Origin of the sequence: Schaalia cardiffensis F0333 (assembly GCF_005886435.1) — a bacterium.
GTDB lineage: Bacteria > Actinomycetota > Actinomycetes > Actinomycetales > Actinomycetaceae > Pauljensenia > Pauljensenia cardiffensis.
The window spans coordinates 1,475,436-1,499,283 of the sequence record NZ_CP040505.1; the positions used below are offsets into that span (position 1 = coordinate 1,475,436).

General features: G+C 61.2%; 24 protein-coding genes and 1 tRNA gene. 9 read left to right on the forward strand and 16 right to left on the reverse strand.

What is annotated here, in order from left to right; translation table 11 throughout:
- Positions 1-12: 12 nt before the first annotated feature.
- Positions 13-930 carry a hypothetical protein gene (locus FFA61_RS06160; protein WP_040314198.1) on the reverse strand — a complete coding sequence of 306 codons (918 nt, stop codon included), beginning with the start codon at positions 928-930 and terminating at the stop codon, positions 13-15.
- 899 nt (positions 931-1,829) lie between these two features.
- On the opposite strand from FFA61_RS06160, the gene FFA61_RS06165 reads away from it, so the two are divergent.
- Positions 1,830-2,144 carry a helix-turn-helix domain-containing protein gene (locus tag FFA61_RS06165; protein ID WP_005964718.1) on the forward strand — a complete coding sequence of 105 codons (315 nt, stop codon included), beginning with the start codon at positions 1,830-1,832 and terminating at the stop codon, positions 2,142-2,144.
- A 38-nt stretch (positions 2,145-2,182) separates the two neighbouring features.
- Here the strand turns inward: FFA61_RS06165 and FFA61_RS06170 are convergent, their stop codons facing one another.
- The 5 genes from FFA61_RS06170 to FFA61_RS09665 form a co-directional block, all read right to left on the reverse strand.
- Positions 2,183-2,533 carry a hypothetical protein gene (locus FFA61_RS06170; RefSeq protein WP_040314199.1) on the reverse strand — a complete coding sequence of 117 codons (351 nt, stop codon included), beginning with the start codon at positions 2,531-2,533 and terminating at the stop codon, positions 2,183-2,185.
- 107 nt (positions 2,534-2,640) lie between these two features.
- Positions 2,641-2,886 carry an IS3 family transposase gene (locus tag FFA61_RS09610; RefSeq protein ID WP_083879493.1) on the reverse strand — a complete coding sequence of 82 codons (246 nt, stop codon included), beginning with the start codon at positions 2,884-2,886 and terminating at the stop codon, positions 2,641-2,643.
- Positions 2,887-2,943: 57 nt separating this feature from the next.
- Positions 2,944-3,201, reverse strand: coding sequence for a DDE-type integrase/transposase/recombinase (locus FFA61_RS09615; RefSeq protein ID WP_425326411.1), 258 nt, complete (start codon positions 3,199-3,201; stop codon positions 2,944-2,946).
- Positions 3,202-3,342: 141 nt separating this feature from the next.
- Positions 3,343-3,411 (reverse strand): hypothetical protein, encoded by a 69-nt coding sequence (locus FFA61_RS09620; RefSeq protein WP_425326412.1) that lies wholly within the window; start codon positions 3,409-3,411, stop codon positions 3,343-3,345.
- 369 nt (positions 3,412-3,780) lie between these two features.
- Positions 3,781-4,041, reverse strand: coding sequence for a terminase gpP N-terminus-related DNA-binding protein (locus FFA61_RS09665; protein WP_479725460.1), 261 nt, complete (start codon positions 4,039-4,041; stop codon positions 3,781-3,783).
- A 219-nt stretch (positions 4,042-4,260) separates the two neighbouring features.
- On the opposite strand from FFA61_RS09665, the gene FFA61_RS06190 reads away from it, so the two are divergent.
- Positions 4,261-5,427, forward strand: a complete 1,167-nt coding sequence (locus tag FFA61_RS06190; RefSeq protein ID WP_131247423.1) for an IS1249 family transposase — start codon at positions 4,261-4,263, stop codon at positions 5,425-5,427.
- A gap of 329 nt (positions 5,428-5,756) precedes the next feature.
- On the opposite strand, the gene FFA61_RS06195 is transcribed toward FFA61_RS06190, so the two are convergent.
- Positions 5,757-5,830, reverse strand: a tRNA-Met gene (locus FFA61_RS06195).
- Between the two features lie 264 nt (positions 5,831-6,094).
- Positions 6,095-9,253 carry a UPF0182 family membrane protein gene (locus FFA61_RS06200; protein WP_131247409.1) on the reverse strand — a complete coding sequence of 1,053 codons (3,159 nt, stop codon included), beginning with the start codon at positions 9,251-9,253 and terminating at the stop codon, positions 6,095-6,097.
- 96 nt (positions 9,254-9,349) lie between these two features.
- On the opposite strand from FFA61_RS06200, the gene FFA61_RS06205 reads away from it, so the two are divergent.
- On the forward strand, positions 9,350-9,988 hold the full coding sequence (locus FFA61_RS06205; RefSeq protein ID WP_005964734.1) for a PPA1309 family protein: 639 nt from the start codon (positions 9,350-9,352) through the stop codon (positions 9,986-9,988).
- 30 nt (positions 9,989-10,018) lie between these two features.
- Here FFA61_RS06205 and FFA61_RS06210 read toward each other — a convergent pair whose 3' ends face one another.
- The gene (locus tag FFA61_RS06210; protein ID WP_131247353.1) at positions 10,019-11,221 is read right to left on the reverse strand and encodes a YlbL family protein; all 1,203 of its coding nucleotides are present in this window, start codon (positions 11,219-11,221) and stop codon (positions 10,019-10,021) included.
- Between the two features lie 109 nt (positions 11,222-11,330).
- Here FFA61_RS06210 and FFA61_RS06215 point away from each other — a divergent pair, with 109 nt between their 5' ends.
- Both FFA61_RS06215 and FFA61_RS06220 read left to right on the forward strand, forming a co-directional pair.
- A complete protein-coding gene (locus FFA61_RS06215) occupies positions 11,331-12,875 on the forward strand; it encodes a zinc-dependent metalloprotease (RefSeq protein ID WP_005964739.1) in 1,545 nt (514 codons plus the stop codon).
- Positions 12,876-13,084: 209 nt separating this feature from the next.
- Positions 13,085-14,047, forward strand: coding sequence for a hypothetical protein (locus FFA61_RS06220; protein ID WP_005964741.1), 963 nt, complete (start codon positions 13,085-13,087; stop codon positions 14,045-14,047).
- 25 nt (positions 14,048-14,072) lie between these two features.
- Here FFA61_RS06220 and FFA61_RS06225 read toward each other — a convergent pair whose 3' ends face one another.
- Entirely contained in the window at positions 14,073-16,094 is a 2,022-nt protein-coding gene (locus tag FFA61_RS06225) for an ATP-dependent DNA helicase UvrD2 (protein WP_005964744.1), read from the reverse strand.
- A gap of 43 nt (positions 16,095-16,137) precedes the next feature.
- Positions 16,138-17,154, reverse strand: a complete 1,017-nt coding sequence (gene nudC / locus FFA61_RS06230; protein ID WP_005964747.1) for an NAD(+) diphosphatase — start codon at positions 17,152-17,154, stop codon at positions 16,138-16,140.
- Positions 17,155-17,190: 36 nt separating this feature from the next.
- On the opposite strand from nudC, the gene rph reads away from it, so the two are divergent.
- Entirely contained in the window at positions 17,191-17,958 is a 768-nt protein-coding gene (gene rph / locus FFA61_RS06235) for a ribonuclease PH (protein ID WP_005964749.1), read from the forward strand.
- Complete coding sequence (gene rdgB / locus FFA61_RS06240) at positions 17,958-18,602, forward strand: RdgB/HAM1 family non-canonical purine NTP pyrophosphatase (RefSeq protein WP_005964752.1); 645 nt, start codon at positions 17,958-17,960, stop codon at positions 18,600-18,602. Before rph ends, rdgB begins: the two co-directional genes overlap by 1 nt.
- A 44-nt stretch (positions 18,603-18,646) precedes the next feature.
- On the opposite strand, the gene FFA61_RS06245 is transcribed toward rdgB, so the two are convergent.
- A complete protein-coding gene (locus FFA61_RS06245) occupies positions 18,647-18,775 on the reverse strand; it encodes a histidine kinase (protein WP_131247355.1) in 129 nt (42 codons plus the stop codon).
- A 157-nt stretch (positions 18,776-18,932) separates the two neighbouring features.
- On the opposite strand from FFA61_RS06245, the gene FFA61_RS06250 reads away from it, so the two are divergent.
- Positions 18,933-19,853: a LysR family transcriptional regulator gene (locus tag FFA61_RS06250; RefSeq protein ID WP_005964756.1), complete on the forward strand. Its 921-nt coding sequence runs from the start codon at positions 18,933-18,935 to the stop codon at positions 19,851-19,853.
- 35 nt (positions 19,854-19,888) lie between these two features.
- Here the strand turns inward: FFA61_RS06250 and FFA61_RS06255 are convergent, their stop codons facing one another.
- Genes FFA61_RS06255 through clpS form a run of 4 tightly spaced genes read right to left on the reverse strand, consistent with a single transcriptional unit; the run spans position 19,889 to position 22,407 of the window.
- Complete coding sequence (locus FFA61_RS06255; RefSeq protein ID WP_005964758.1) at positions 19,889-20,692, reverse strand: MBL fold metallo-hydrolase; 804 nt, start codon at positions 20,690-20,692, stop codon at positions 19,889-19,891.
- Positions 20,692-21,525, reverse strand: a complete 834-nt coding sequence (murI, locus tag FFA61_RS06260) for a glutamate racemase (RefSeq protein ID WP_005964760.1) — start codon at positions 21,523-21,525, stop codon at positions 20,692-20,694. Before murI ends, FFA61_RS06255 begins: the two co-directional genes overlap by 1 nt.
- A gap of 11 nt (positions 21,526-21,536) precedes the next feature.
- A complete protein-coding gene (locus FFA61_RS06265; RefSeq protein WP_005964762.1) occupies positions 21,537-22,112 on the reverse strand; it encodes a DUF2017 family protein in 576 nt (191 codons plus the stop codon).
- A 16-nt stretch (positions 22,113-22,128) separates the two neighbouring features.
- Positions 22,129-22,407, reverse strand: a complete 279-nt coding sequence (gene clpS / locus FFA61_RS06270; RefSeq protein WP_207382577.1) for an ATP-dependent Clp protease adapter ClpS — start codon at positions 22,405-22,407, stop codon at positions 22,129-22,131.
- Positions 22,408-22,503: 96 nt separating this feature from the next.
- Between clpS and FFA61_RS06275 the strand changes: the two genes are divergently transcribed.
- A complete protein-coding gene (locus FFA61_RS06275; protein WP_005964766.1) occupies positions 22,504-23,844 on the forward strand; it encodes a nicotinate phosphoribosyltransferase in 1,341 nt (446 codons plus the stop codon).
- The last annotated feature ends 4 nt before the right edge of the window (positions 23,845-23,848 follow it).

Below are 23,848 nucleotides of genomic sequence, written 5' to 3' on the forward strand. Positions count from 1 at the left end.
TCCTCTGTTATGTCATCGTTCCAGTGCTCGTAGCTCATCTTCGCATTCGTGGGCGGCACTTGCTGTAGCCTGCACGAGATTTGCGAATCTTTTTGAGGCGAGGTCTGCCTGAGCAATCTCGATTTCTTTGGTGAATCGATGCGCGATGAGACTAAGGACTTCAAGATCGGAAGCTGAAGAATCGGTTGGGTGAACTTTAACGGTTCTAGCTGCGGTGAATCGGGGGATATCCACAAGAACCGCCTGCTTGAGTCGTTGCCTTGCTGACCGGCTTTGTCGGTACTCGTCTTTCAATGACACCGTGATGCTGACATCAAGCTCTGCACCAATCGTTTGGGCTAATGAATCGATAGACTCTGCAATCCCTTTCGGGGAGGCCGGAGTGAGAAGATCCATCGTGGTGGGTAGACGAAGCTCGACTCGCGTGACGCCATCAACTGTTTCGGTCTGAAATTTCTTCAGTTTACCGGAGTCAATGACGGGTTCGACCTTCCAATACTCGTTGTCGCCAAGGGGACAGATTTCCTCTAAGAATGGCTCAACGCTCTTATGGCGCGGTGCGCTGTTGTTTCCAGGAGTGATAGCAATATAGCTGGTGTCAGGTATGAATATGACAGCAGTTGAATTAGCCCGAACCTTACCTTCAACCTCAGTAGTGGCATCGAGGATATCTTCAACGGCTGCGTGCTCGTGATCCAGGTAAGACTGGAAGGCTCCATTGACCTCTTTATGTACACCTAGTGCTGGCATCCGGTGAGTCAGGTCAGGAATGTAGTAGATCCCACCAATAGCTTTCTCTGCGAACACCCTGTCATCCCATGCTGTGAGGATTTCTCTCCACTGCGGAGGTTCGACTGCGCGCCGTCTTCCATCGCTAAGTGCCCACGCCCGAAAAAACTGAACACTCTTATTCGCCTGACGAGACGCCATTAGGTCGCTCTCCTTCGAGATTAGCTGGCGCAGCATCCCACTCGGGACGGGACGTGACTGTGCGCGCAGCGAGCTGCGAAAAATCAAGCACGGGCGGCTCCTCATAAACCGGCTCCAAGCGAGCCACAGTCACTCAGCCGTTCGGGCTGGCCACAGTATACCGACCCGACCCCCGAAACCGCGCGACACGTACCGCTCACCACGGTGAGACTCCGAGCGACCCTCACGAATCTCACGCGCAGCACGCAACGCAGTCGTCAAAACCTCCTCACGCTCAACAGGGAAGAGATCGTCAAACGCGGGCCCAGGCTCGCCTCAAACCCTTCACCCTCATCCGACGAGGCCGGAGCAACCTTCGCGCTCGCAGTAGAAGTGTCGATAGGGAGGGGGCGAGGTTCCCACCATCGAGGACCACTCTAGCTGAACCGCGTTCCCAAAAGAGCGCGTTGTCAAGGGACCAGAGCGTAGTGCTCCGGCAGGAATCGCGGCGCCCATTTTCGATCTCACCAATGATGCGCGCAGAAAGCTTCATGCGGGCTGCAAGCGCAGTTGCGTTCGGCAGGCCGACATCTTGGCATCGCTGCCGAACCAGATCCGCTAAACGATCAGGGCCCGTTATTTCAGTCATAAATACTAGCGTTGCGGAGACGCGAGGAAACATCAAACGTGACAAACGGGAACGAAAAAAGAAACATGCGGAAATACAGGAATGAGACTACGAGCACATGAATTAACAATGACCAGCATGAACAGACAGATTCCGCAAGCGTTCCCTTAAACACGTGTTGACACATTCCCCCATATACCATAAATCATCTGGGATGAAAGCGAACATGACTGAACAATAGAAACGAAAGTGCCAAAGCGCAGCCCTGCGAGGCATCCGCGAAATTCGCGGCATGACGGTCGATCAGCTCGCCAACGGCATGGGAATCTCCCGCGCATATCTGAGCAACATCGAAGACGGCCGCAAACGCCCAACCGCACTCGCGACTGAGGCCCTCGTTGTTCCGCAGGTCGCCCTCGTTCGTGATGAGTACTTCGATCGAGAGCAGGCTGAGCTTGAGGGCGAGCGTCGCAAGGCTGAGGCGCATCTCAAAGCGCTGCGCACTGAAGCGCAGTCCCCTGCTGAGCAGGTCGAGCGCGCCCGCGTCGACCTCGACGCCCTGACCAGCCAATTCAAAAAGGCAGTGGCGTCATATGTGAGTCGGTGATGGATTATCTGAGTGTTAGGCAATCCCAATTCAAGTTTCTACTCGCCGCTGCCGTCTACGTCTTTGGTGTCGCGAGCAATTGGAAGATGTGGGTAAATCGCCGACGCAACCGTGTTGAGAGCAAAGATGCTGATGGCTGCATAAGTGAGGTACAACAGGCCAATGCTGGTTGTGTAGTCGAGTCCTCCCTTGAAGGAGCCAGCGATACCTGTGGGGATCCCCGTAGCGATCAAGAGAACGAAGACGCAGTCAACCCCCACGGAGACCTTGCCGCGGAGTCTGTTTTCCTTAGTGTTGGCTGTCCAGAAGGTCCACGCAACAAGAAGTGTAACAAGGACCTGGGCCACAAGTCCGCTAGTGGTCACATCCATGGTTCCGTACTCGAACACTCTTCCTCCCTGGTAGGTGGGTGCACACGTAGCTGCGCGCAGGGTTGTGGCGGTCCTTAGCCTACCGGGGAGGACTTCTCGCAGGAAGGTGTGGAGCAATGAGCGGCTTAGAACACGTCTACACCACGCGGGAGGCGGACCAGATCGAGGGCATTTCCGAGTGAGCAGCAGAAAGGAAATGCGGACACTTTTTGGAGTTTTCTCTTGTTTTGCGCCACTCGTGCGTGGCGGTATTGGGTTGGGCTTTTTCCTCCGAGGGTGAGTTTGATTCTGCATTCGTTGTAAAAGCAGATGTGCTCATCGATAGCGTGGGCAAGTTGTTCGGGCGTTTGCCAGGGTTTTCCGTAGTGCATTTCAACTTTGCGTCTACCGAAGAACCCTTCGCAGGCCGCATTATCTGGGCTGCAACCTTATTTGGACATGAAACGTGCGATGTTGTGCTTGGCTGTTAAACCTAGCCAGGCACGGCCGCGGTAGTGCACTCCACGGTCTGAGTGAAGTGCGAGAGAACCATCCGCGCGAGGGTAATGTTTTTCACAAGCTTGAAGCAGAGTATGTTCTGCCAGATCCATCGTTGGGCGGATGCTGGTTTGGTATCCCACTAGCATCCCATCGAAACAATCTCTGATGGTCGACAGATATAAACTGCCCTTGTCGGTGGCGAACACGCTGATATCGGTCAACCATAAAAAATTGGGTACTGGGGCGTGGAATCGGCGTTGGACGACATTGTCAGATCCTGAAGATACTTCTCCTTGATCACTGGAGTATTGGCACTTCTTCTTAGAGCGACGAACTTCTATATCTTCTTAGGCCATCACGCGGCATACGAGTCTTTCGCTGACACGAAAGCCTTCTTCTTTGAAATCAAGCCGAATTCGCCGATACCCATACGTGTGAAAGGAATCTCAGGAAATGCGGAGGATCGGGTCGCGGAGGTAAGCATACTTATCAGGAGCATTCATCGCCTCGCGCTGACAGTAGTAGCTCGAAGAGGAAAGCCCTGCGGCCTTCAACAGTGCAGGCAGCGGAAAAGAGGATCGAAGTGCGTCAACCACGCAGGTTCTATATTGATTGCTTAACTGTCCGAGGATGACGCTGACCTCTTCTTTTATCAACTCAACCTCACCTTCAAGCATTGCCTTATCAAGCAACAGTTGAGCAGCTAATTGCCGTAACTGTTCTGGTTCCTCCGGTAAAACAGCCTCTAGAGACCCACGTGTGAGTAGAGCACGCTCAGCTTCACGTTATTTCTGACTCATCAAAGCCCACATCCCTTCTACACGATACTTTTGAGCCCAAACATAAACGCTTGTTTCCGAATGCACCCCACATTTGCGAGCAATATCATCGACGCGTTGGCCTGCCTCGCAGAACTCAACGGCACGCAACTTGGTGTCCAAGTCATAATAATGACGCCCGCAGGCCTGCTTTCGCAGGCTTCCTACCCCGCTTAAACTCACGCAACCACTTGTACGACGTCCATCGCCCGGAAAAACCCAACTCACGGACAGTCTTAGTTACCGAACGAGTACGGCGATACACACGCAGCGCCAACCGACGCTGCTCATCCGAATACACAACTTTCACGAACAAAAACCTTCCAGGATTCCGTCCGCATCCCCTTTTGGGGATACCGGCAAGGAAGTGTGGCATCGACCCGGACTTTTCGTTGATCTGACCGCGTAAAGTCGCGTTCCCCATAGGGGTGGGGCCTATATGAGCGGGTGAGTGTTGACAAGCGCCCCAAGTGCCCGATCTGCCGAGCGCCGATGAACGCGAACGGGAAAACGTCTTCTCGTACGCCCCGGTGGCGTTGCCGGAACTGCTCATTCTCGACAGTTCTCAAGCGCCCTGACGTAACTCGCCGCCACGACCTGGAAGCATTCATCAACTACGCGACCGGCAAGACCAGCCAAGCCGAACGCGACGGCACACTCACCGGCCGATCCTTCCGCCAGCGCACCTCGTGGTGTTGGCAAGTCCCACCACCCCTCCCAGTCATGGACGGCGTCATTCATGACCAGGTGTTCATTGACGGGATCTTCCTTTCCCACTCCTGGGTCATCCTCATCGCCACCGACGGGCGCACACCGTTGAACTGGGTTACCGCCGGACGAGAAAACGCTACGGCCTACACCCAGCTCCTCAGCCCACTTCCCCCACCGGGCATCATCACTACCGACGGGGCAGGCGGCGCCCTGGCAGCGATCCGCACCCTGTGGGGACCAGACCAACCGGTCCAACGCTGCCTCGTGCATGTCCACCGCAACAACACCGTGGACCTGACCCACAACCCCCACACGCCCGCCGGGAAAGCCCTCAAAGGCCTGTCCCATTCCCTCTTGCGCGTCACCACCATGGATGAAGCCGCACACTGGGCGAGCCTGCTCGCCGCCTTCCACACCGAATACGCCCACTACCTCAAAGAACGCACCTACGCGTCCCAAGACCCCGAAAAGGCAGCAGCCACAGGCAAGAAATGGTGGTACACCCACGAACGCGACAGGCGCGTGTACTACCGGCTCGAACGCCTCCTCAAGAACAAACAGCTCTTCACATTCCTCACCGACCCTGGCCGACCAAACCTCGCATCCACCACCAACCCCATCGAATCCCTCAACGCTCAAATCCGCGCCCTACTGCGCGCCCATGCAGGCTGGAACACGACTCGCCAAATCACCGCAATTCACTGGTTCCTCGCCCACCACCAACACCCCATCAACGCCGCCACAGTGCTCGCCGAATGGGACAAACACGCCAGGCAACCCCACACGATCATCCCCACAACACACAAACAACAACCCCGGCCAGACGGGCCCACACACTACGACAACGCCTACAGCCCCGACACCGGCTTCCACACCCGAAAAGGCTGGGCCGGACGCACATAACCCCCACGACACGCCCGAGCGATGCCACACTTTCCTGCCGGTAAACCCCGGCCAGACGGGCCCACACACTACGACAACGCCTACAGCCCCGACACCGGCTTCCACACCCGAAAAGGCTGGGCCGGACGCACATAACCCCCACGACACGCCCGAGCGATGCCACACTTTCCTGCCGGTAACCCACATAACCCCCACGACACGCCCGAGCGATGCCACACTTTCCTGCCGGTAACCCCCCTTTTGTCCTATACCAGGAGTGCGCAGCAGCGTCGAGGCAAAGTAAAACCCGGCGTCTCATTGATTTCTCAGTGAGATACCGGGTTCTTCAGTAGCGGGGACAGGATTTGAACCTGCGACCTCCGGGTTATGAGCCCGGCGAGCTACCGAACTGCTCCACCCCGCGTCGGTGACTACTACTGTAGCCCTCCGCTTCGTCAGCTTCAAACTGACAGCGGTGACCTTGGTCATGGTGAGGCCTCAGATTCTGCCCGCGAAGTGGGAATAGGAAGGAAAGGGAAAGGGAAGGAACGGCCCCGCACCGAAACGATGTCGATGCGGGGCCGAGCTTCACCTTTCAGGCAGGGTCTCCGGAAAGCAGGCTCCCTCTCTCTGCAGGCTCACAGTCCGCAGACTTCAGGAAGCAGCATTGCCGCTCCGCCGCCGAACCTCAGGACGCAGGCGCTGCCGTTCCAGGAGTCCCACTTCCTGAACCGGAAGCTCCGTTTCCTGCGTGAGAACCCGCACCAGAAGTCCCACTTCCTGCCGGAGAAGAAGACGCACCTCCGGAGAGTTCTTCCTCAGCGGCGAGCGCCGCCTCCAGCGCCGCATCGAGCGCCTTCTGGGACTCCCCATAAGCGGCCCAGTCACCACTCGCTAGAGCACTCTTCCCGGCCTGCATCGCTGCGGAAGCATTCGCCAACGCCTGGCTGAGCTTTTCTTGTGCACTCAACGGGGCAGCGGCCCCGCCCTCGCCGCCCTCGCCCCCGTTGGCACCTTCAGCGCCGGAAGCGGCATCGGTCCCCGCCACAGTCGCCTGCGAATCGCCACCGAAAGTCTGATCCAAAGACTCTTCCAGAGTCGGAGCGAAACCGACCTGATTGCCGAAAGCCGTCAGGACAGAACGCAACACCGGGTAGGAAGCAGACCCCGTGCCCTGAACGTAAACGGGCTGAACGTAAAGAAGACCACCACCGACGGGCAAGGTCAAAAGATTGCCTCGAATGACCTGCGAATCCGCCTGATTCAACAGGTTCAACTGCCGAGCGATCGTCTCATTCGAATCGTAAGCGTTCTGAACCTGGCCAGGCCCAGGAACCGTAGTCGAAGACGGCAGGGCCAAAAGGCGGAGCTTTCCATAACCCTCACGGATCTTGCCGGCCTCATTGCCCGTCTCCGAATCGACCGCCAAGAAGCCCGCCATGGCTTCCCTCTTCGACTCGCCGCCCGGCACAAACACCGAGGTCAAAGAGAACTCCGCCGTCTCCTGGGTCGGCATCTGCATCGTCAAGTAGTACGGGGGCTGCGCAGAAGCGGGCGCTCCCGTCCCCTTAAGCTCAGGAGAGGGTGTCACCACGGTGGAAGTCTCTTCCGCGAGTCGCCAACGGTCGCCACCGGCGTAGAAGTCAGACGCATTCTTCACGTGGTAGCTGGTAAGAAGCTCGCGCTGAACCTTGAACAGATCCTCCGGGTAACGCATGTGGCTCATGAGATCACCGGAAATCTGGCTCAACGGTTCAACCCGCTCGGGGTAGATCTTCATCCACGTTTGAAGGATCGGGTCCTCCTGATCCCACTGGAAGAGGTGGACCGAACCGTCGTAGGCGTCGACAACGGCCTTCACCGAGTTACGGATGTAGTTGACGGACTCGCTGCGCACATACTCCCCGACCTCGGAAGATTGTGAATCAACAGTCGTCTCCGAGAGCGACTCATGCTGCGAATACGGGTAGTTATCCGTCGTCGTATAGGCATCGACAATCCACACAAGACGCTTCGGCGTCGCAGGATCATCATCCATATCCACAACCGCCGGGTAGGCCTCCTGCTCAAGAGTGAGGAACGGCGCGAGCTTCGCGACACGGTCCAGCGGATCACGGTTGTAGAGGATCTGCGAGGCCGAGTTCGTTTGCGAAGAGAAGAAGATATCCGTCGAGCCGAACTTGATCGAATACAGGAGCTTGTTCCACATATTGCCCACACTCGGACCGCCATCGCCGGTGAAGGTCGTCGCAACCTGGCCACCGTTCGCATTGTCATCCGGGTAGTCGAGTTCTTGCGGCTCACTGCCCTCGGGCGCACCCACAATCGAATAGGTGGGAGCATCCGGCGAGAAGTAGACACGTTCCTCATAATCGCCCATCTCCCCGATTGAGGGGACCGACTGCTCCCAATACGAGGGCAAGCCGTCACGGGTCAGCGTGTTGCCATAAGCGGCGACAACGCCATAACCATGGGTGTACACCGTGTGCATATTCACCCAGGTCCGCTGTTCGGCCGACAATCCGGCGAGGTTGATCTCACGGACCGCGATCACTGTGTCGCGCCGCTCATCGCCGATCGTGTAACGGTCGACCTTCATCCCAGAATCGAAACCGTAGTAGGGACGCGACTGCTGGAGCTGCTGAACAGTCCTCGTGATGACCTGCGGGTCGAGGAGTCGGATCTGCGAGGTCGACTCTGAATCCTCGCGCAACTGGCCCGGCTGAGCCGTGGTCGCTGCATCGTAGTTCGTGTACTCCAAATCCGCGAGCCCGTACGCCTCCAGGGTCGCGTCGATATTGTGCTGGATGTACTCCGATTCAAGCGCCCGCTCATTCGGGGTGACGCGGAACTGCTGGATGAGCGCCGGGTACATTCCACCAATGACGAGGGCGGACACGATCGTGACGGAAACACCGATGACGGGCAGGCGCCATGTTCCCTTGAAGGCCGCAACGACGAAAAGGACCGCGACGAGGACCGAGATGACGGCGAGGATCGAATGCGCAGGAAGAGTCGCCTTGATGTCGGAGTAGAGGGCGCCGTCAATTGAAGAACCGCGCTGCGTGAGGAGCGCGTATCGGCCCAGCCAATACCTCGCGCCAATGAGCAGGGAGGCGAAAGCCGTGAGGAGGCCCGCCTGAAGGCGCGCGGGCTTCGACGCGTGAGGACGCGGCGTCATGCGGATCGTGCCGTACAGGTACGAGACAACCAGGGAGGCGATCAGACACAGGACCGTGATCTTGAGGAGGAAAGAGACGAGCAGCTGCAGAAGCGGCAAGGTGAAGACGAAGAAGGAAATGTCGAGACCGAACTGCGGGTCCGTCTTGCCGAAGGAGGTGCGGTTCACGAACTGGAGCACCGTCTGCCACTCCGTTGCCAGATTCGCACCATTCGTGAAGCCGAAGAAGAGGGCCGCACCCCAAAAGCCCACTCGACGCACCGGTTCGAAGGCCCGCTGGTATTCACGTAGGCTCGCGGAGGCTTCTCCCCGAGTCGAGGCGGCGCGGTGCTTATACGCGTACTTCACAGTGAGGATGAGCATGGCGGCGACGAGCATCAAGCCGATGAGGAAGAGTCCCGCATGCGCGAACCACTGAGTCAGCAGGACGCGAGTCGACTGCATCTGCCGGAACCAGAGAATCTCAGTCCAAATGCTTGAGGCTGCATAGACGACAAGGCCGATCGCAATGAGGATCGCGATGGTGATGGAACCGGGTCCAAAACCTCGATGCCCGGTCTTCCCCTGTCCTTCGCCGCCCCCGGAAGGGCGCCTTGGGAAGCGAGGTGGGCGCGGAGGTTTCGGCGGTTCGAATCGCCTCGGCTCTTCCGGCTCGAATCGGGGCATCGAGAATTCACTCACGAGGTCGCTCCTCAGCGTCGACGATGATGAAGCCATCCTACCGATCGCTTGGCCCAGCGCCCGTCGTGAGACGATTGGCCCATGACGATTGAGAACTCCTCCGATTCCCCGCTCGACTCCTCATGCGATTCCTCACTGCCGAGCTCGCGCCAGATCGCCCTCGCGAATGTGGTGGTTGATATTGAGAAGACGGCGGCTCGGCTCGGCTGGGACCACGCGCCCTCCCTGTACGCCCTCGTTGCGACGCGCACCCTCTTGGATCAGCCCGGCCTTCCCGCCGACATCGCCGCGCAAGTGCGCAAGGGGTGGGATGGTTCCGAGGAGCACCTGTCCGCGATCGTGCAAGAGGACCTCGCCGAGGACGAACTTGAGGAGATGCTCGCCCGCCTCGCTTGGCCGCCCCAGGTCCAGGGCGCGGCTTTGACGGTGGAACGCCTCGTTGTGCCGCCCGAGGTCGAAGAGCAGGCCCCCGAAGATCCGGAGGAGGCGCTGAAGTTCATTTCGAATCACCCGTCGAGGACGGATGTGCGCCTCGCCGTCGGAGCGCTGCGCAGCGGCGAGTCCTGGTGTGCGCTGCGCACGAAAACCTTCGATTCGGATGACAAAGTCGGGCAAGGCTCGAATCTTTTGCCGAACCTCGTGGAGGCCTTGCTGCTCTCCCTCGATACTGAAGGAACTGTCGAGACGGAGGGCACTCCCGACGAGCCCAGGAGCGAGTGAGCGCGGGAGCGAGTATTCCCGGGCGAGTGCTCAAGAAGCGCCCGCGACGCTCTCGCAGCTCGTAAGCTTTCCGGTCTGACCAGCTGCGATTGCCTCAACGGCCTCGCGCGCCTCACCCAAGGTGGTGACGGCGACGACGCTCAAACCTTCGGGGACATTCCCCACGACCTCATCGCAGTTTAGAGCGGGCGCGAGAAACCACTCGCCGCCATCGCGCTTCGCGCCGTGCATCTTCTGGACGATCCCGCCGATCGGCCCGACCTCGCCGTCATAGGACATCGTTCCCGTCGCCGCGATGACATGGCCCCCGGTCAAATCCCCGGGCGTGAGCTTGTCGATAATCGCGAGTGAGAAGACGAGCCCCGCAGAGGGACCGCCCACCGATTCGAGATTCACCTGAACATCCAGGGGGAATCGGGGCGCCACATCCAAATAGATGCCGAGGCGAGAGCCCTGAGGATGAGACTCATCCGGGATCGTCTCGACTTCGAGCTCGACTTGTTCACCATCGCGCATGACGCGCAAAACGAGAACGGATCCGGCGGGAGTCTGCTTCACCAGGCGGAACACCATTGAGGCACTATCCGCAGGATGAACAACCCCGGCCTCGTCGGTAATGGACAGGAGAACATCACCATCGCGCACTTTTTCGGCAGCGTCGCTGCCCTCGGCGGCTCCGCGGATCGTCGTAGTCGCGGGCACCGTCCACCCGAGCGCTTCCAAAGCAGCAACATCGGCACTGGACTGGGAAGACTTCATCATCCACGACTGTGCGGCATCGACCTGATCCATCGTCACCCCATCCGGATAGGCCGTGGAATAAGGAGTGAGCTGCGAAGTCTCGGACAAACTCGCATTGATGAGCTGCACGAGGTTCAAACGCCTACCGGGGCCGCCCTGCTCAGAGACGGTCACCATCCTCAGTTCCCCATTGCCATCGCCCTTCTCATGGGCGGCATCGACGTGGAGTGCTCCGCCGTTTGAAGGGTCAACACCGGAAACGGAGAGCATTTCCTTTCCCCTGTACGAGCCGCCCACATCGAAAGTCGGCCCCGGAGACTCAACGACATAAGGCATGGGAACAATGAACAAGACGGCGCCGAGCACGAGCGCAACCACCCATGAAAGGAGAGTCCGGACCCGGATCTGCAAGGGCTTGGCAGTGTCCCAGCGAGAAAGCCAGGTTGAAGGCTCCCGGGTCGAGGGTGTCAGGGGCGACGGCTGTTCACTCACTGGCCCATTCTCGCGCGCAACACTCGAATCCGCGCAATGAACTTTTGCTCAGAGCGCACATCCACGAATCATCCAGCCCGCATGCGCATTGAGCGAGTAGCGTGGAAGCATGAACGAGGACGAGACCCCCGGCCCCAGCCCCTTCGATGACTTCCTGCGCAAACTCCTCGGAGACGAAGCAGCCGAAGAGGCGAGCCGCGCGATGCGCGCTCAAGGCTTCGACCTGTCACAACTGCCGGAAGGCTTTTCCGATCCGGCGGCGATGAAGGCCGCTGCCAACCAGTTCCAATTCCTCATGGACTCAACGACAGGCCCCGTCAATTGGAGGCTCGTCACTGATTCTGCGCACCAGCAGATCTACACCAAGGGAGATCCGGCCCCAAGCGCCGCGCAAGCGGATCGGGCGCGCACCGCAATGACGGTCGCTGACCTGTGGCTCGACACGACGAGTGATTTCACTCCCGGGAGTGTTGAACGCAAGGTGTGGACGCGAAGTGAATGGGTCGACGCGACCCTCGACACGTGGAAACGCATCTGCGAACCGGTCGCCGCGAATGTTTCGCGCGCCCTCGGCGAAGCCCTCGGCTCGCAGTTCCCCTCCGAAGCCATCGGCGAGGAGGATCTGCCGTCCGGATTCGCGCAGATGATCGACCAGACGCGCTCCATGATGCCCAAGCTTTCAGCCATGATGTTCGCCGCTCAGATTGGGCGCGCACTGACCGCCCTCGCCTCCGAAGCCCTGGGGTCGACGGATGTGGGCATTCCCCTCGCGAAGGGGCCGACAACGGGGCTCGTCGTGTCGAATATCGAGGCTTTCGGCGATGGGCTCGACATTCCCTTCGATGAGGTCCTCCAGTTCGTTGCCGTCCGTGAATGCGCGCATCGGCGCCTCTTCGCCTCCGTCCCCTGGCTCGAGGGCGACCTGATCCGCGCGGTCGAGCGCTACTCGGCGAACATCGAGGTCGACATGACCGCGATCACGGATGCGGCGAGTCTTGTCGACCTCTCCGATCCTTCATCCATCGACCAGGCCCTCTCTGGCGGCGTCTTCGAGTTGAGCATCTCCGCCGAGCAGAAGCGTGCCCTTGAGCGCCTCGAAACGATCCTCGCGCTGATCGAGGGGTGGGTCGAGGTCGTCACCGCCCAGGCGATCGCGCCCTATCTGCCGCACGCGGATCAACTCCGCGAAATGATGCGTCGGCACCGCGCCTCAGGCGGGCCCGCCGAGCAGGTCCTCGGTACCCTCATCGGTTTGAAGATGCGTCCGCGCCGCGCCCGCGATGCTGCGAAGATTTTCACCCTCGTCGAGGCCGAACAGGGAACCGAAGCTCGCGATGCTCTCTGGTCGCACCCGGATATGGTGCCGAGCGCTGCAGAACTCGATTCTCCCGACACTTTCCTCACGATCCGCAGGGCCGCCTTGGAGCAGGATGCTGATATCGACGCCGCCCTCGATGCGCTCCTGGCCGGCACAATGGGCTGGGCTGAGGGCCTCACCCCTGAGGTGGATCCGGAAGCAGAGACTCTGGCGAAAGCGGGCTTGGCTTCCCTCGAAGATCCTTGTGCCCAGCCCACAGAGGACGAGGCTCAACAAGAGGGTATAGAAGATGACGCTGATTCTGCCCAAAGCGATGACACGCCCCAGGAGCACTAAGAGAGATGCCCCGACAGAAGGGGTTCCTTGAAAGGAGAATGCTGCAGGATCTGCGCCGAGCAGCCTGGGAGCGCGGATCGTGGCCGGGTGATCTGATCCGGCTGTGCTCAAGCTGTGGATAGCCGCCACGCGCCCTCTTCACCGCCGATACTCGTCGAGGAGAAGACATCAACTCGAGCCGAAGGGGCTCGGCGTATGAGGAGGCACGCATGAGGCTGAGCACCACCCCCACGGTTCTTCGACGAGGCCCCGGCGCCCGTCAGATCGGCACAGACCCGGGCCGCAGCCTCGGATTCACAGGACTCGAGGAGCTCGACGCCCTCGGACTTGATGAGCTGGGGCGAAGAAGTGAAGGCCGCGGCCACGGACTTCCCTTCCTGCCCGGCCGGGTGCGAACGCGTCTGCTCGCCGCCGGACTGCTCGCAGCCCCGCTCCCCCGCCTCGGGATTCGCCTCGTACAGCCCAGTGTTCTCGCACTGCGCATCGTGGAGGCCTGCGCCGCGCATTTTGAGATCTGTCTTGAGATCGCTGGGCAGACGACCTCGAAACCCCTGGCTGAAGAACTCGGAGATGAATGGCTCGCAGCTCCCCTGAGCAGCGCACTCGCCAGGCGCTTTGGGCGCATCGGCGCGCCAGTACTCCTTGAGAAAGTCCCCATTCCTGATTGCGTCCTCGTGAACGCCGAACGCGGCCATGAGCCCGAAAAGATGCGCACGCTCCTCATTGAGGACATCCCTCATCTCCTGCTCACCCGCCTCGAAGAGGGCTACGAGGTCGGGCCCCTGGTCCTTCCGGGATACTCCGCATGCGCGGGCTGCGTGTCGATTGAGCGCGAGGAGAAGGACCCCTTCTGGTCGGCCGATCTCCTCTGCGCTCCACGAATTGAAGAGCCAATGCCCACAGCGGCTTCACGCTCGCCGAGAATGCCGCGCCATGCCCTCGAAGTGGCAACCCTTCTCGGGCTTGATGCCCTGGCAGCGATCACGCACCAGCACGGGCGAGCTACGAGAGTCTTCCCCGAGATCTCCTGGCTCGACCCTCATGAATCCCGCACGGGCACCATTGTCCGAGTCTTCAACGACGGTTCGAAAAGCGTCGACTACGTCTGGCCCCGGCCAGAATGCGGATGCGGTGCCGCCGGGGACCTGGGACCTGCAAGAAAGGATCTGTAAGAAAGCCCTCCTCGGGCGCAAACTCCTAGTCGAGGCCGACTTCAACATCCTCGCCCCTGACCAGGGCGAGAACCGCTTCCCCGAACATCTCCGCCTTGACCTCACCGATGCCCTTCACTGCGAGTAGTTCCCCGCGTGAGCCGGGCTGAGACAGTGCGATATCGCGAAGAGTCTGATCCGTGAAGACCGCGTACGGTGGACGACCCGCTAAGGCCGCGACTTTCTTGCGCCAGGCCTTGAGTGACTCGAAGAGGGCGAGAGCTTCCGCACAAGCGTTCTCCTCGAAGTGGCGGGCCGCCTCCTTCGCGGGCACCCTGGCATGGGCGGGAGCGGATCGGCGAGTACTTTCCTTCGGCCATATGCCCTCGAGTAGTTTCGTGCGGGTGTTCGCGCTGCGCGAGTCCTGCCCTTTGGACTTCGCCCAAGAAATGTCGAGGAGGTTCCGTGCTCGTGTGATGCCGACGTACAGGAGGCGTCGTTCTTCCTCCCGAGCTGCAGGGGTCTTCGCATAGGAGATCGGGATCAAGCCCTCGGAGGCTCCCACGAGGAACACCGCATCCCATTCCAAGCCCTTCGCCGCATGAAGGGTTGCGAGTTCCACACCCTGCTGATCGGGTTCGACCTGGTACTGGGCACGCTCCTCAAGCTCGCCCATGAAGCCAAGAAGATCCTCGGCCTGCGATTCTTCGGCCCAGGAGACGATTGCGCGCAGATTCGACCAGCGCTCCTGCGCAGCCCCTCCGCTGGGGGCTTCGTCGCTCCACCCAACAGCTTCCAAATGCGCACTCACCTGGGAGACGAGCCCGCTATCCTCACTGGCCGGAAAACGGGCGGCAGTCGATAAGACGCGAAGGGCGTTTCGCACATCCTCGCGCTGGAAGAAGGGGACAGTCCCCCTCAGGGCGAGGGGGATGCGCCGGGAGGCGAGGACTTCCTCGAAAATCTGAGACTGGCCGTTCGTGCGGAACAGGACCGCGATCGAATGGGGCTGTGTTCCTGCTGTGATGAGTGCTTCGATCTTGTCGGCCACGCCCTCAGCCTCGGCGCGTTCACTCGCATAGGTCGAGAAGGATACGGCTGCCCCGCTGGGGCGCTGGGACTTCAAACGCACCGCCCCGGATGAAGGTCCCGCGCCCGCCATCAGGCGGTTCGCGATCGACACGATTTGCGGGGTGGAACGATAGTCGCGCGTCAGTTCAAGGACCCTCGCGCCCTTATGTGCCTTCGGGAAATCCACGAGGTGGCGAGGATCTGCGCCCGCGAAGGAGTAGATCGTCTGCGCAACGTCGCCGACGACGCACACGTCATGGCGATCCCCCAGCCACAGGTCGAGGAGTCGGCGCTGCAGGAGAGACACGTCCTGGAACTCGTCAACGACGAAATGGCGGTACTGCGAACGCACCTTCGCCGCGACATCCGCCCGTTCCTGCAGCATTGCGCAGGTCATGACGAGGACGTCCTCGAAATCGATGACGCCGCGCTCTGCTTTCGCGTCCTCGTACACCTCGAGGAGTCGGGCCATGTCATCGCCGCTCATGCCTGTAGGTGGCTCATGGCCGGAGCGCACGCGCTCAAGATAATGCTCTGAATCGACCATTGAGACTTTCGCCCACTCTACTTCCGCGGCGAGGTCACGCACCATGGTCTTATCGGCGGCGACCCCCAGGCGCGCAGCTGCCGAGGAGACGAGAGAGGCCTTGTGGGGCACGATCTGCGGCAAGGGCCCGCCAATGACCGTCGGCCAGAAGTGTTGAAGCTGCCGTAGGGCCGCCGAGTGGAAGGTGCGGGCCTGGGCGCGGGGGACGCCGAGTTGGGCGAGACGATGGCGCATCTCATAGGCGGCGCGGCGCGTGAAAGTCACGGCGAGCACGGAATCGGGCGGGTAGGCGCCGATCGCGCTCCCGTAAGCGATGCGGTAGGTGATCGCGCGGGTCTTCCCCGTTCCTGCGCCCGCGAGGACGGCGAGGGGGCCCGTGACCTGGCGCGCGACTGCCCGCTGATCGGGGTCGAGAGCGTCGAGCAGTGCATCGGGCTGAAGAATCGTCATGATCGGATCATCCCATGACCCGCCCTCATCTTCGATCCTGGCGCTACCAGCCGGTGGATGAGCGCAGCCCGCCGGTCGATGAGCGCAGCCCGGCGTCGATCGGCGAGGCCGGGAGGGGGCCGCCGAACCATTCGACGAGGAGCGCGTGCGCGATTGATGCGGGCCCCGGGGCGCTGATCTGCCCCGATAGGAGCGCCGCAGCGAACTCTTCGCGCGAGTAGAAGCGAGCCTGATCGATCTCCACGCCATCCGGTTCGGGCTCGCGGGGAGCATCGGATCTGAGCTGTGCGACGAATCCCATCATCTGTGAACGCGGGAAGGGCCAAGGCTGGGTCGCACGATATTCGGGCGCCATGACTTCCAAGCCGACCTCTTCTTCGACCTCGCGGATCACAGCATTCTCGGGGGTCTCCCCGCCCTCTACAAAGCCCGCGATGAGGGAATGCCTGGCCTCGGGCCACGCGGCGTTGTGCGCGAGGAGGACCCTTCCTTCCCGGTCTTCCACACGCACGATGATTGCCGGGTCCTGACGCGGATACTCAATGTGGTGGCAGCCCGAGCATTCGCTCGCCCAGCCCGCCTGAATCGAGCGGACCGGCTGGCCGCAGCGCGCACAAAAACCTGCTCTCGCATGCCATGCGGCAAGGGAAACCAAAGGCAGGGCGAAAGCCGGATCATCCCCCACAAGACAATGCCCCGCAGAGCGCAGGTGCCTCCAGTAAACGGGCTCGCCGCTCATAAGCGATGCGAGTTCTCCCACCCGCTCGTGGATGCCCACAGTCGACAGTCCGAGGCCAATCCCCACTTCGCCCGCACTCGATCGGCCCAGGAAATACACGCCCACGCCCTCGTCAATGAGTTCGAGGGCGAGGCGCGAGTCGAGACGCACAAGACGCAAAGCAGAAGAGTCGGCTCCATCGGCGCAGGTGAGGACCACACCCCGATCTGTTGCGGCGAACACTCCGGCCCCTTCTTCCAGGGCCCTTCGAGCGTCGAAACCCTCGCGCGAGGCCACCATCGGATCGACGCTTCCACGGGCGAGAGGCAAGAAGAGACTCATGCGTCCACGCTATCCCCCTCGGCTACTCTGGTGGCCATGACTTCCACAGTTCAGCGCGCCGATGGGCGCGAATTCGATCAGCTCCGCCCCATTTCCTTGACTCGCGGATGGTCCGGCACCGGAGAGGGCTCCGTCCTCGTCGAGTTCGGGAACACCCGCGTCCTGTGCGTCGCCTCCCTCACCGAGGGCGTGCCGCGCTGGCGCAAGGGAAGCGGGGAAGGCTGGGTGACCGCCGAATACGCGATGCTCCCGCGCGCCACCTCCGAACGCTCCCAGCGCGAATCCATCAAGGGCAAGGTCTCGGGACGCACCCAGGAGATCTCCCGACTCATCGGCCGTTCCCTTCGAGCGATCATCGACGTGTCCGCGCTCGGCGAGAACACGATCGTCCTCGACTGTGATGTGTTGCGCGCAGACGGAGGCACCCGCACCGCCTCCGTGACCGGCGCCTATGTCGCCCTCGCCGAGGCCGTGCGCTGGGGCAGCGAGAAGGGGATCATCACGGCGAAGCCGGGACTCAAGGTCCTCACTGATTCCGTTTCCGCGATCTCCGTCGGCATTGTCGAGGGCGCCGTCATGCTCGACCTTCCTTACGAGGAGGATGTGCGGGCCCAGACCGATATGAACATCGTCCAGACCGGTTCGGGCGACTTCATCGAGGTTCAGGGCACGGCCGAACATGCGCCCTTCAACCGAGATGAGCTCGCTGAGCTCCTCGATTACGCGTCGATCGGCAACGCCCAGCTCGCAGATCTTCAAAAGCGTTGCCTCCAGGCGCCCGCAGGGGAGAAGGTCAGCCTCTGATGAGCGAGGAGTCGCCCCGGTCCTGCCTGGAACCGCGCCTCGTTTTTGCGACCGGGAATGCACACAAGATCAGCGAACTCGAAGCGATTCTCGCCCCCGCGTGGCAGGGCTACGCGCCCGGAACGATCGCGCGCATGTCCGATTTCAATGCGCCCGCTCCCCTTGAGGATGGCGCCACTTTCGAGGAGAACTCGCTGATCAAAGCGCGTGCCCTCGTTGAATTCACGGGCCTTCCCGCGCTCGCCGACGACTCGGGGATCTGCGTTGACATCATGGGCGGAGCGCCTGGGATCTTCTCGGCGCGCTGGTGCGGTGCTCATGGGGATGATGCGGCGAACCTGGATCTGCTGCTCGCACAGCTCGCGGACGTTCCTGGCGCGCATCGAGGCGCAGCTTTCGTGTCCGCTGCGGCTCTCGTGCTTCCCGATGGGCGTGAGTTCGTCGAACGCGGCGAGGTGCGGGGCACCCTCATAAGAGAGCGCCGCGGCGAAGGCGGTTTCGGCTACGATCCGATCTTCGTCCCCGAGGGCTACTCGCGCACGAGCGCTGAACTCAGTCCCGAGGAGAAGAACGCGATCAGCCACCGGGGCAAGGCCTTCCGCGCCCTGCTCCCGGCGATTATTGAGGCCCTGAAAGGCAAGTGAGCTCCCCGTGGGGTTCTGTTCCCCCTGTGGGGCTCTCCTTGCTTTCAGCGGGCGACGAGGGCCCCGTAGATGGGTCGGTCCATGCAGAATTGCACGGCGTCGCTGGGCTGGCGGCGTTCTCTTGTGAGATAAGCGTGAAGGCGGGCGAAGAGACGACGAATGGTGGCCGACATCGGATTCTCCTGAGTGTGCATGGGTGTCGCAGCAGGCGTTCGCGGCGCTCCCCACTGTGCGCCGCCTGCGACTCTTCCAGTGTGAACCACCCTCGCCTATAGCACAATTGCATTACTCTTCAATTACGATTCAGTTTTTCTTCACTGAGGAAACGCCGTGCTCATCGATCCTCGCCGACTCTCCCACCTCCTCGCCGTCCACCGCCACGGCGGTGTCGTCGCCGCCGCCGATGTCCTTGGCCTCACCCCCTCGGCCGTCTCCCAGCAGATCCGCAAACTTGAAGAGGAAGTCGGCCTGCCCCTCGTGGAGCGCACCCCTCAAGGCGCCCGCATCACCCCCGCCGGTCATATCCTCGTCGCCGGTGCACAAAGGATCGAAAACGAGCTGAGCGAAATCGCCCACGATCTTCGCCCCATGAGTGGCGCAGTCACCGGCACCCTCGGGATCGGAGCATTCCAAACGGTGATCCGCTCCGTGCTCCTGCCCCTCACCGCTGAACTTTCCACGACCCTGCCCGGCGTTGAAGTGCAAATCAAAGAGACGGACGAGGCCGATGGCATGGGTGACCTGAGAGCGGGCCGCATCGACCTGCTCATGCTCGAACGCGACACTGCGCCCGGCACACCGCCCACGGGCTTTTCCGATACCGCGTTCATCGACGAACCCTGGGTGCTCCTCAGCCCCGAGAACGCCCCGCGCGTGGAAACCGAACGCGATCTCGCGAAAGTCGAGTGGCTCAGGCTTGCGCCCCAGACGATCGGCTATCACGCGATGCAAAGGATCGTCTCCTCGATCCCCCAGGCGCATTGGGTGCCTTACGAGTACATCAACTACGAGGCCGCCCACGCTCTCGTCAGGGCCGGATGCGGCTCCACGATTCTGCCTTCGATGGCGGTGCGAGGAATCCCCCTGGATGGCATGCGCGTCACCCGGCTCCCGGGATTCGGATTCAGAAGGATCCTCGTACGGCATCGTAAGGGCGAGGACCGGGAGAATAGCGCAACCGGACAGGTCCTCACCGCATTATTCTCCTGGGTTGCCCAACACCACGAGGATTGGCGCGAGGCCACCGGCTGAAGAGCCGTTCGCACTCGTTCCTGGCTGGGAAAAATTCACTGTCCGACTGTGAAAACCCGCTGAGACATCGCAAAATCGAGGGGACCGGCCCAGTGCTCACGCAATTCGGATTCGACGACCTTCAGATCCGTCCACGGTTGAATATGCGTCGCGACAAGGCGAGCGACTTCGGCTCTCGCCGCCAAACGGCCCGCGCGCACACCATCCATGTGGATACCACGAACCGTATCCGCACGGGTGAAGCCGACCTCCGTGAGTAAAAGATCCACGCCCCGAGCCCCCTCGAGGATCGCCGGAGCCTCATCCGTGTCGCCGGTGAAGAACATCGACACGGTCTTCGAAGGGGAAGAATCCGAAGGCCCCACGATGCGCGTCCCAAAAGACTCGACCGTGTGGATTCCTGGGAAGGGGGTGAGCGTCATTGGGCCGATGCGATAGCTCTGCCCCGCGCGAACAGTGCGGATGTCGAACTCGCCCTCGTAGGTGTCGGGCAGGCGCGTCCCATCGATCTGGCGAATCCTCTCCAAAGTGCCGACCGGGCCCGCCAGGGGCAGAGGCTCAAGATCAGAGCCCGGCCCCCAACGGCGGAACACCTGCAAGGAGATGATGTCGCCCATGTGATCGGCATGAGTATGCGAAAGGACGAGGGCGTCGATCATCCGCGGATCGATATGACGCCACAAGGCCCCGAAGGAACCGGGCCCCATTTCCAGGACGATCGACCAGGTCCGAATCTCACCCGTGAGAGGATCAAGCCCCGGGCATTGGACGAGATAGCAGGATGCCGGGGATGCGGGGCCCGACATCGACCCCGTCGCTCCAATGATCGTCAGACGCATCAGGCTCTCGCCCCCGCGTCGACGGTGATCTCCTGAACGCGAGCAACCTCGGGACCGAGGAAACGGCGCGCCAAACGCGGGAAGTTATCCGACTCCCCGGTGGTGAGGAACTCGTGGGCGGGCCCTTGACCCCGGGCCCAGGGGGCGTGCAGGAGGCCCCGGTCAATCAATTCGTTGTAGGCGACATTCGCGGTCGCCTCAGAAGAGGTGACGAGGGAGACCCTCTCCCCCATGATCCGAGCGATCACACCGGTGAGCAGCGGATAATGCGTGCACCCGAGGATCACGGTGTCAACCTCCGCCTCTTTCAAGGGCTGTAAGTATTCGCGGGCCACGGCTTCGAGTTCGGCTCCCATGGTGATTCCGCGTTCAACGAATTCAACGAATCTCGGGCAGGCCTGCTGGACGACGCTCAGCCCGGGAACTGCGCCAAGAGCGTTCTTATACGCCTCGGATTGGATCGTCGCGAAAGTGCCGATCACGCCGATCCTGTGGTTGCGGGTCGTTGCGACCGCCTGACGCGCAGCAGGGGTGATGACCTCGATCACCGGGATATGTGCGTCGATCCAATACCTCTCGCGGGCATCCGACAGAGCCGCCGCGGTCGCAGTATTGCAAGCGATGACCAGGGCTTTCACTCCGCGCGATGCCAACTCATCCAAACAGGCGAGGGTGTAGCGGCGCACCTCCGCGATCGGCCTGGGACCATAAGGCGTATGAGCCGTATCACCCAGATAGAGGATCTGCTCATCCGGGAGTTTATCCATGACGGCGCGCGCCACCGTAAGACCCCCGAGCCCGGAGTCGAAAATACCGATCGGCGCATTCTCCATGCTTCCCGACCCTAGCCGTGCACCCCCGAAGAATTCAGCGCCGAAATCAGTGAATCCTGCCACCAGGTGAGAATCGAGTAGAACACCGAGGCCGCCTGCTCGCGGCTGCCATCAAGCGCGCGGCCAGCCAATTCCTCAATTCTTGCGACATCCGCATCCGTTTCGAGCTTCAACTCCCCCGCCAAGCCGAGACGAACATCATTGAGCGCCGCAAGCCACTCCCACACCTCATCGGCTGGGATCACGAGCTCCGCGCACTCACTGCGCTCAGCGCGTTCAATCCTTCCCGCGACCTGGCGAAGGCGTGCAGACTTCTCCGCTCGAAGGAAATCCTCCGTCAAAGCCCGCAAACTCGAAGCATCCTCAGGATCCAGACTCATCGCGGGAAGTAAATACTCCAAGGCGCGCTCTTCGGGGGCCTCTCGCCCCGTCTCCAAATCCGTTGCCGCCAAAAGGAAGGAATTCATCTCTGCAGGCTCATCAAGGACGACGAGGATCTCACGCATGAGGCGAACGATCAAGGTCGAATATGGAGGCTCAATACACGCGCGATACGCCCCGTCCTCGTATCTGAAACGACCAATCATCGCCGTATTGTCCCGATCATCTCTCCGCTTCCAATGTTGCGCGCAGACCATAGCCGTGCATGGCAACGACATCAGCTTCCATGCGCTCACGCATTCCCGTGGACACCACGGCGCGGCCCCGCTCATGAACCTCCAACATGAGGCGCGTCGCCTTCTCACTCGAATACCCGAAGTGGCGCTGAAACACGCTCGTCACATAGCCCATGAGGTTGATCGGGTCATCCCAGACGACGGTGTGCCACGAGGCGGACGGGACGGGAATCGTCCTCGTCCTCGTATCCTCCTTCGGGATCATCGTCACACTCGACATACGTTCCAGACTAGGCAAGGAATCTCACGATCGCTGAAGTTTCGCTACTTCAAGCGCGCCCGATCGCGATACCGTGAGCATATGCCAGCTTCAATTTCCACATCATTGCTGACCGACATGTACGAACTCACCATGTTCGACGCCGCCCTCAAAGCCGGGACCGCCTGGAGGACATCCACCTTCGAGGTCTTCGGACGCCGTCTTCCCGCCACCCGCCGTTTCGGTGTCGTCGCAGGCATTGGTCGTATCCTCGAAGCCCTCGAGCGCTTCGAATTCGAACCCGAACAAATCGATTGGCTCCACGAACACAAAATCGTCTCCGATGATGCTCTCGACTATCTCAAAGATTTTCGTTTCTCAGGAGATATGCTCGGCTACGCAGAAGGCGAATGCTATTTCCCCGGCTCCCCGCTCCTGACCGTACGCGGCACCTTCGCCGAATGCACAATGCTCGAGACTCTGCTTTTGTCGATCCTCAACTACGATTGCGCGATCGCATCAGCAGCCTCACGCATGACGATCGCCGCCCATGGACGCCCCTGCATGGACATGGGGGCGCGCCGCGGTCATGAACGCGCCGCTGTATCCGCAGCCCGCGCCGCCATCATCGGTGGTTTCGCCGGAACCTCCGATCTGGAAGCCTCGAAACGCTACGGCTTGCGCGCCATCGGCACCGCCGCCCACTCCTTCACTTTGCTCCACGACTCCGAACGCGAAGCCTTCGACGCTCAGATCGCATTGCTCGGCCCGGACACGACCCTGCTCGTCGACACCTATGACGTTGAACAGGGCGTCATCAACGCCGTCGAAGCCGCGCGCGCAGCCGGGGGCGAACTTGGCGCGGTCCGCCTCGATTCAGGAGACCTCGTCGCTTCGGCCTTCAAGGTCCGCGGTCAGCTCGATGCCCTGGGGGCGACGAGTACGAAGATCACCGTGACCAACGACCTCGATGAGTATGCGATCGCTGCCCTCGGTGCCGCTCCGATCAACTCCTATGGGGTCGGAACGAAACTCGTGACCGGATCGGGGGTGCCAACTGCGGCCCTCGTGTACAAGCTCGTCCAAAGGGAGGATGCGAGCGGCGCCCAGATTCCCGTCGCGAAGAAATCCGAATCGAAGTCGACCGTCGGCGGACGCAAGTTCGCTGGCCGTGTCCTCGACGAAGACGGCTACGCAGCCGAAGAAGTCCTCGTCGTCACCGACTCCGAAGAAGCGGCCAAGGAGGAGTTCGCGAAGATCGGCGCCCGTCCCCTGCAGATCCCCCTCATCACGGGCGGTGAAATCCACTCCGAGTTGTGGGGCCCCGACGCATTGGAGAAAGCCCAGGCGCACCACGTGCGTTCGCGTAACGAGCTCCCCTACCAGGCGTGGAGGCTCTCCGAAGGAGATGCGGCGATCCCGACCCGCTATATCACTCTCTGAGACG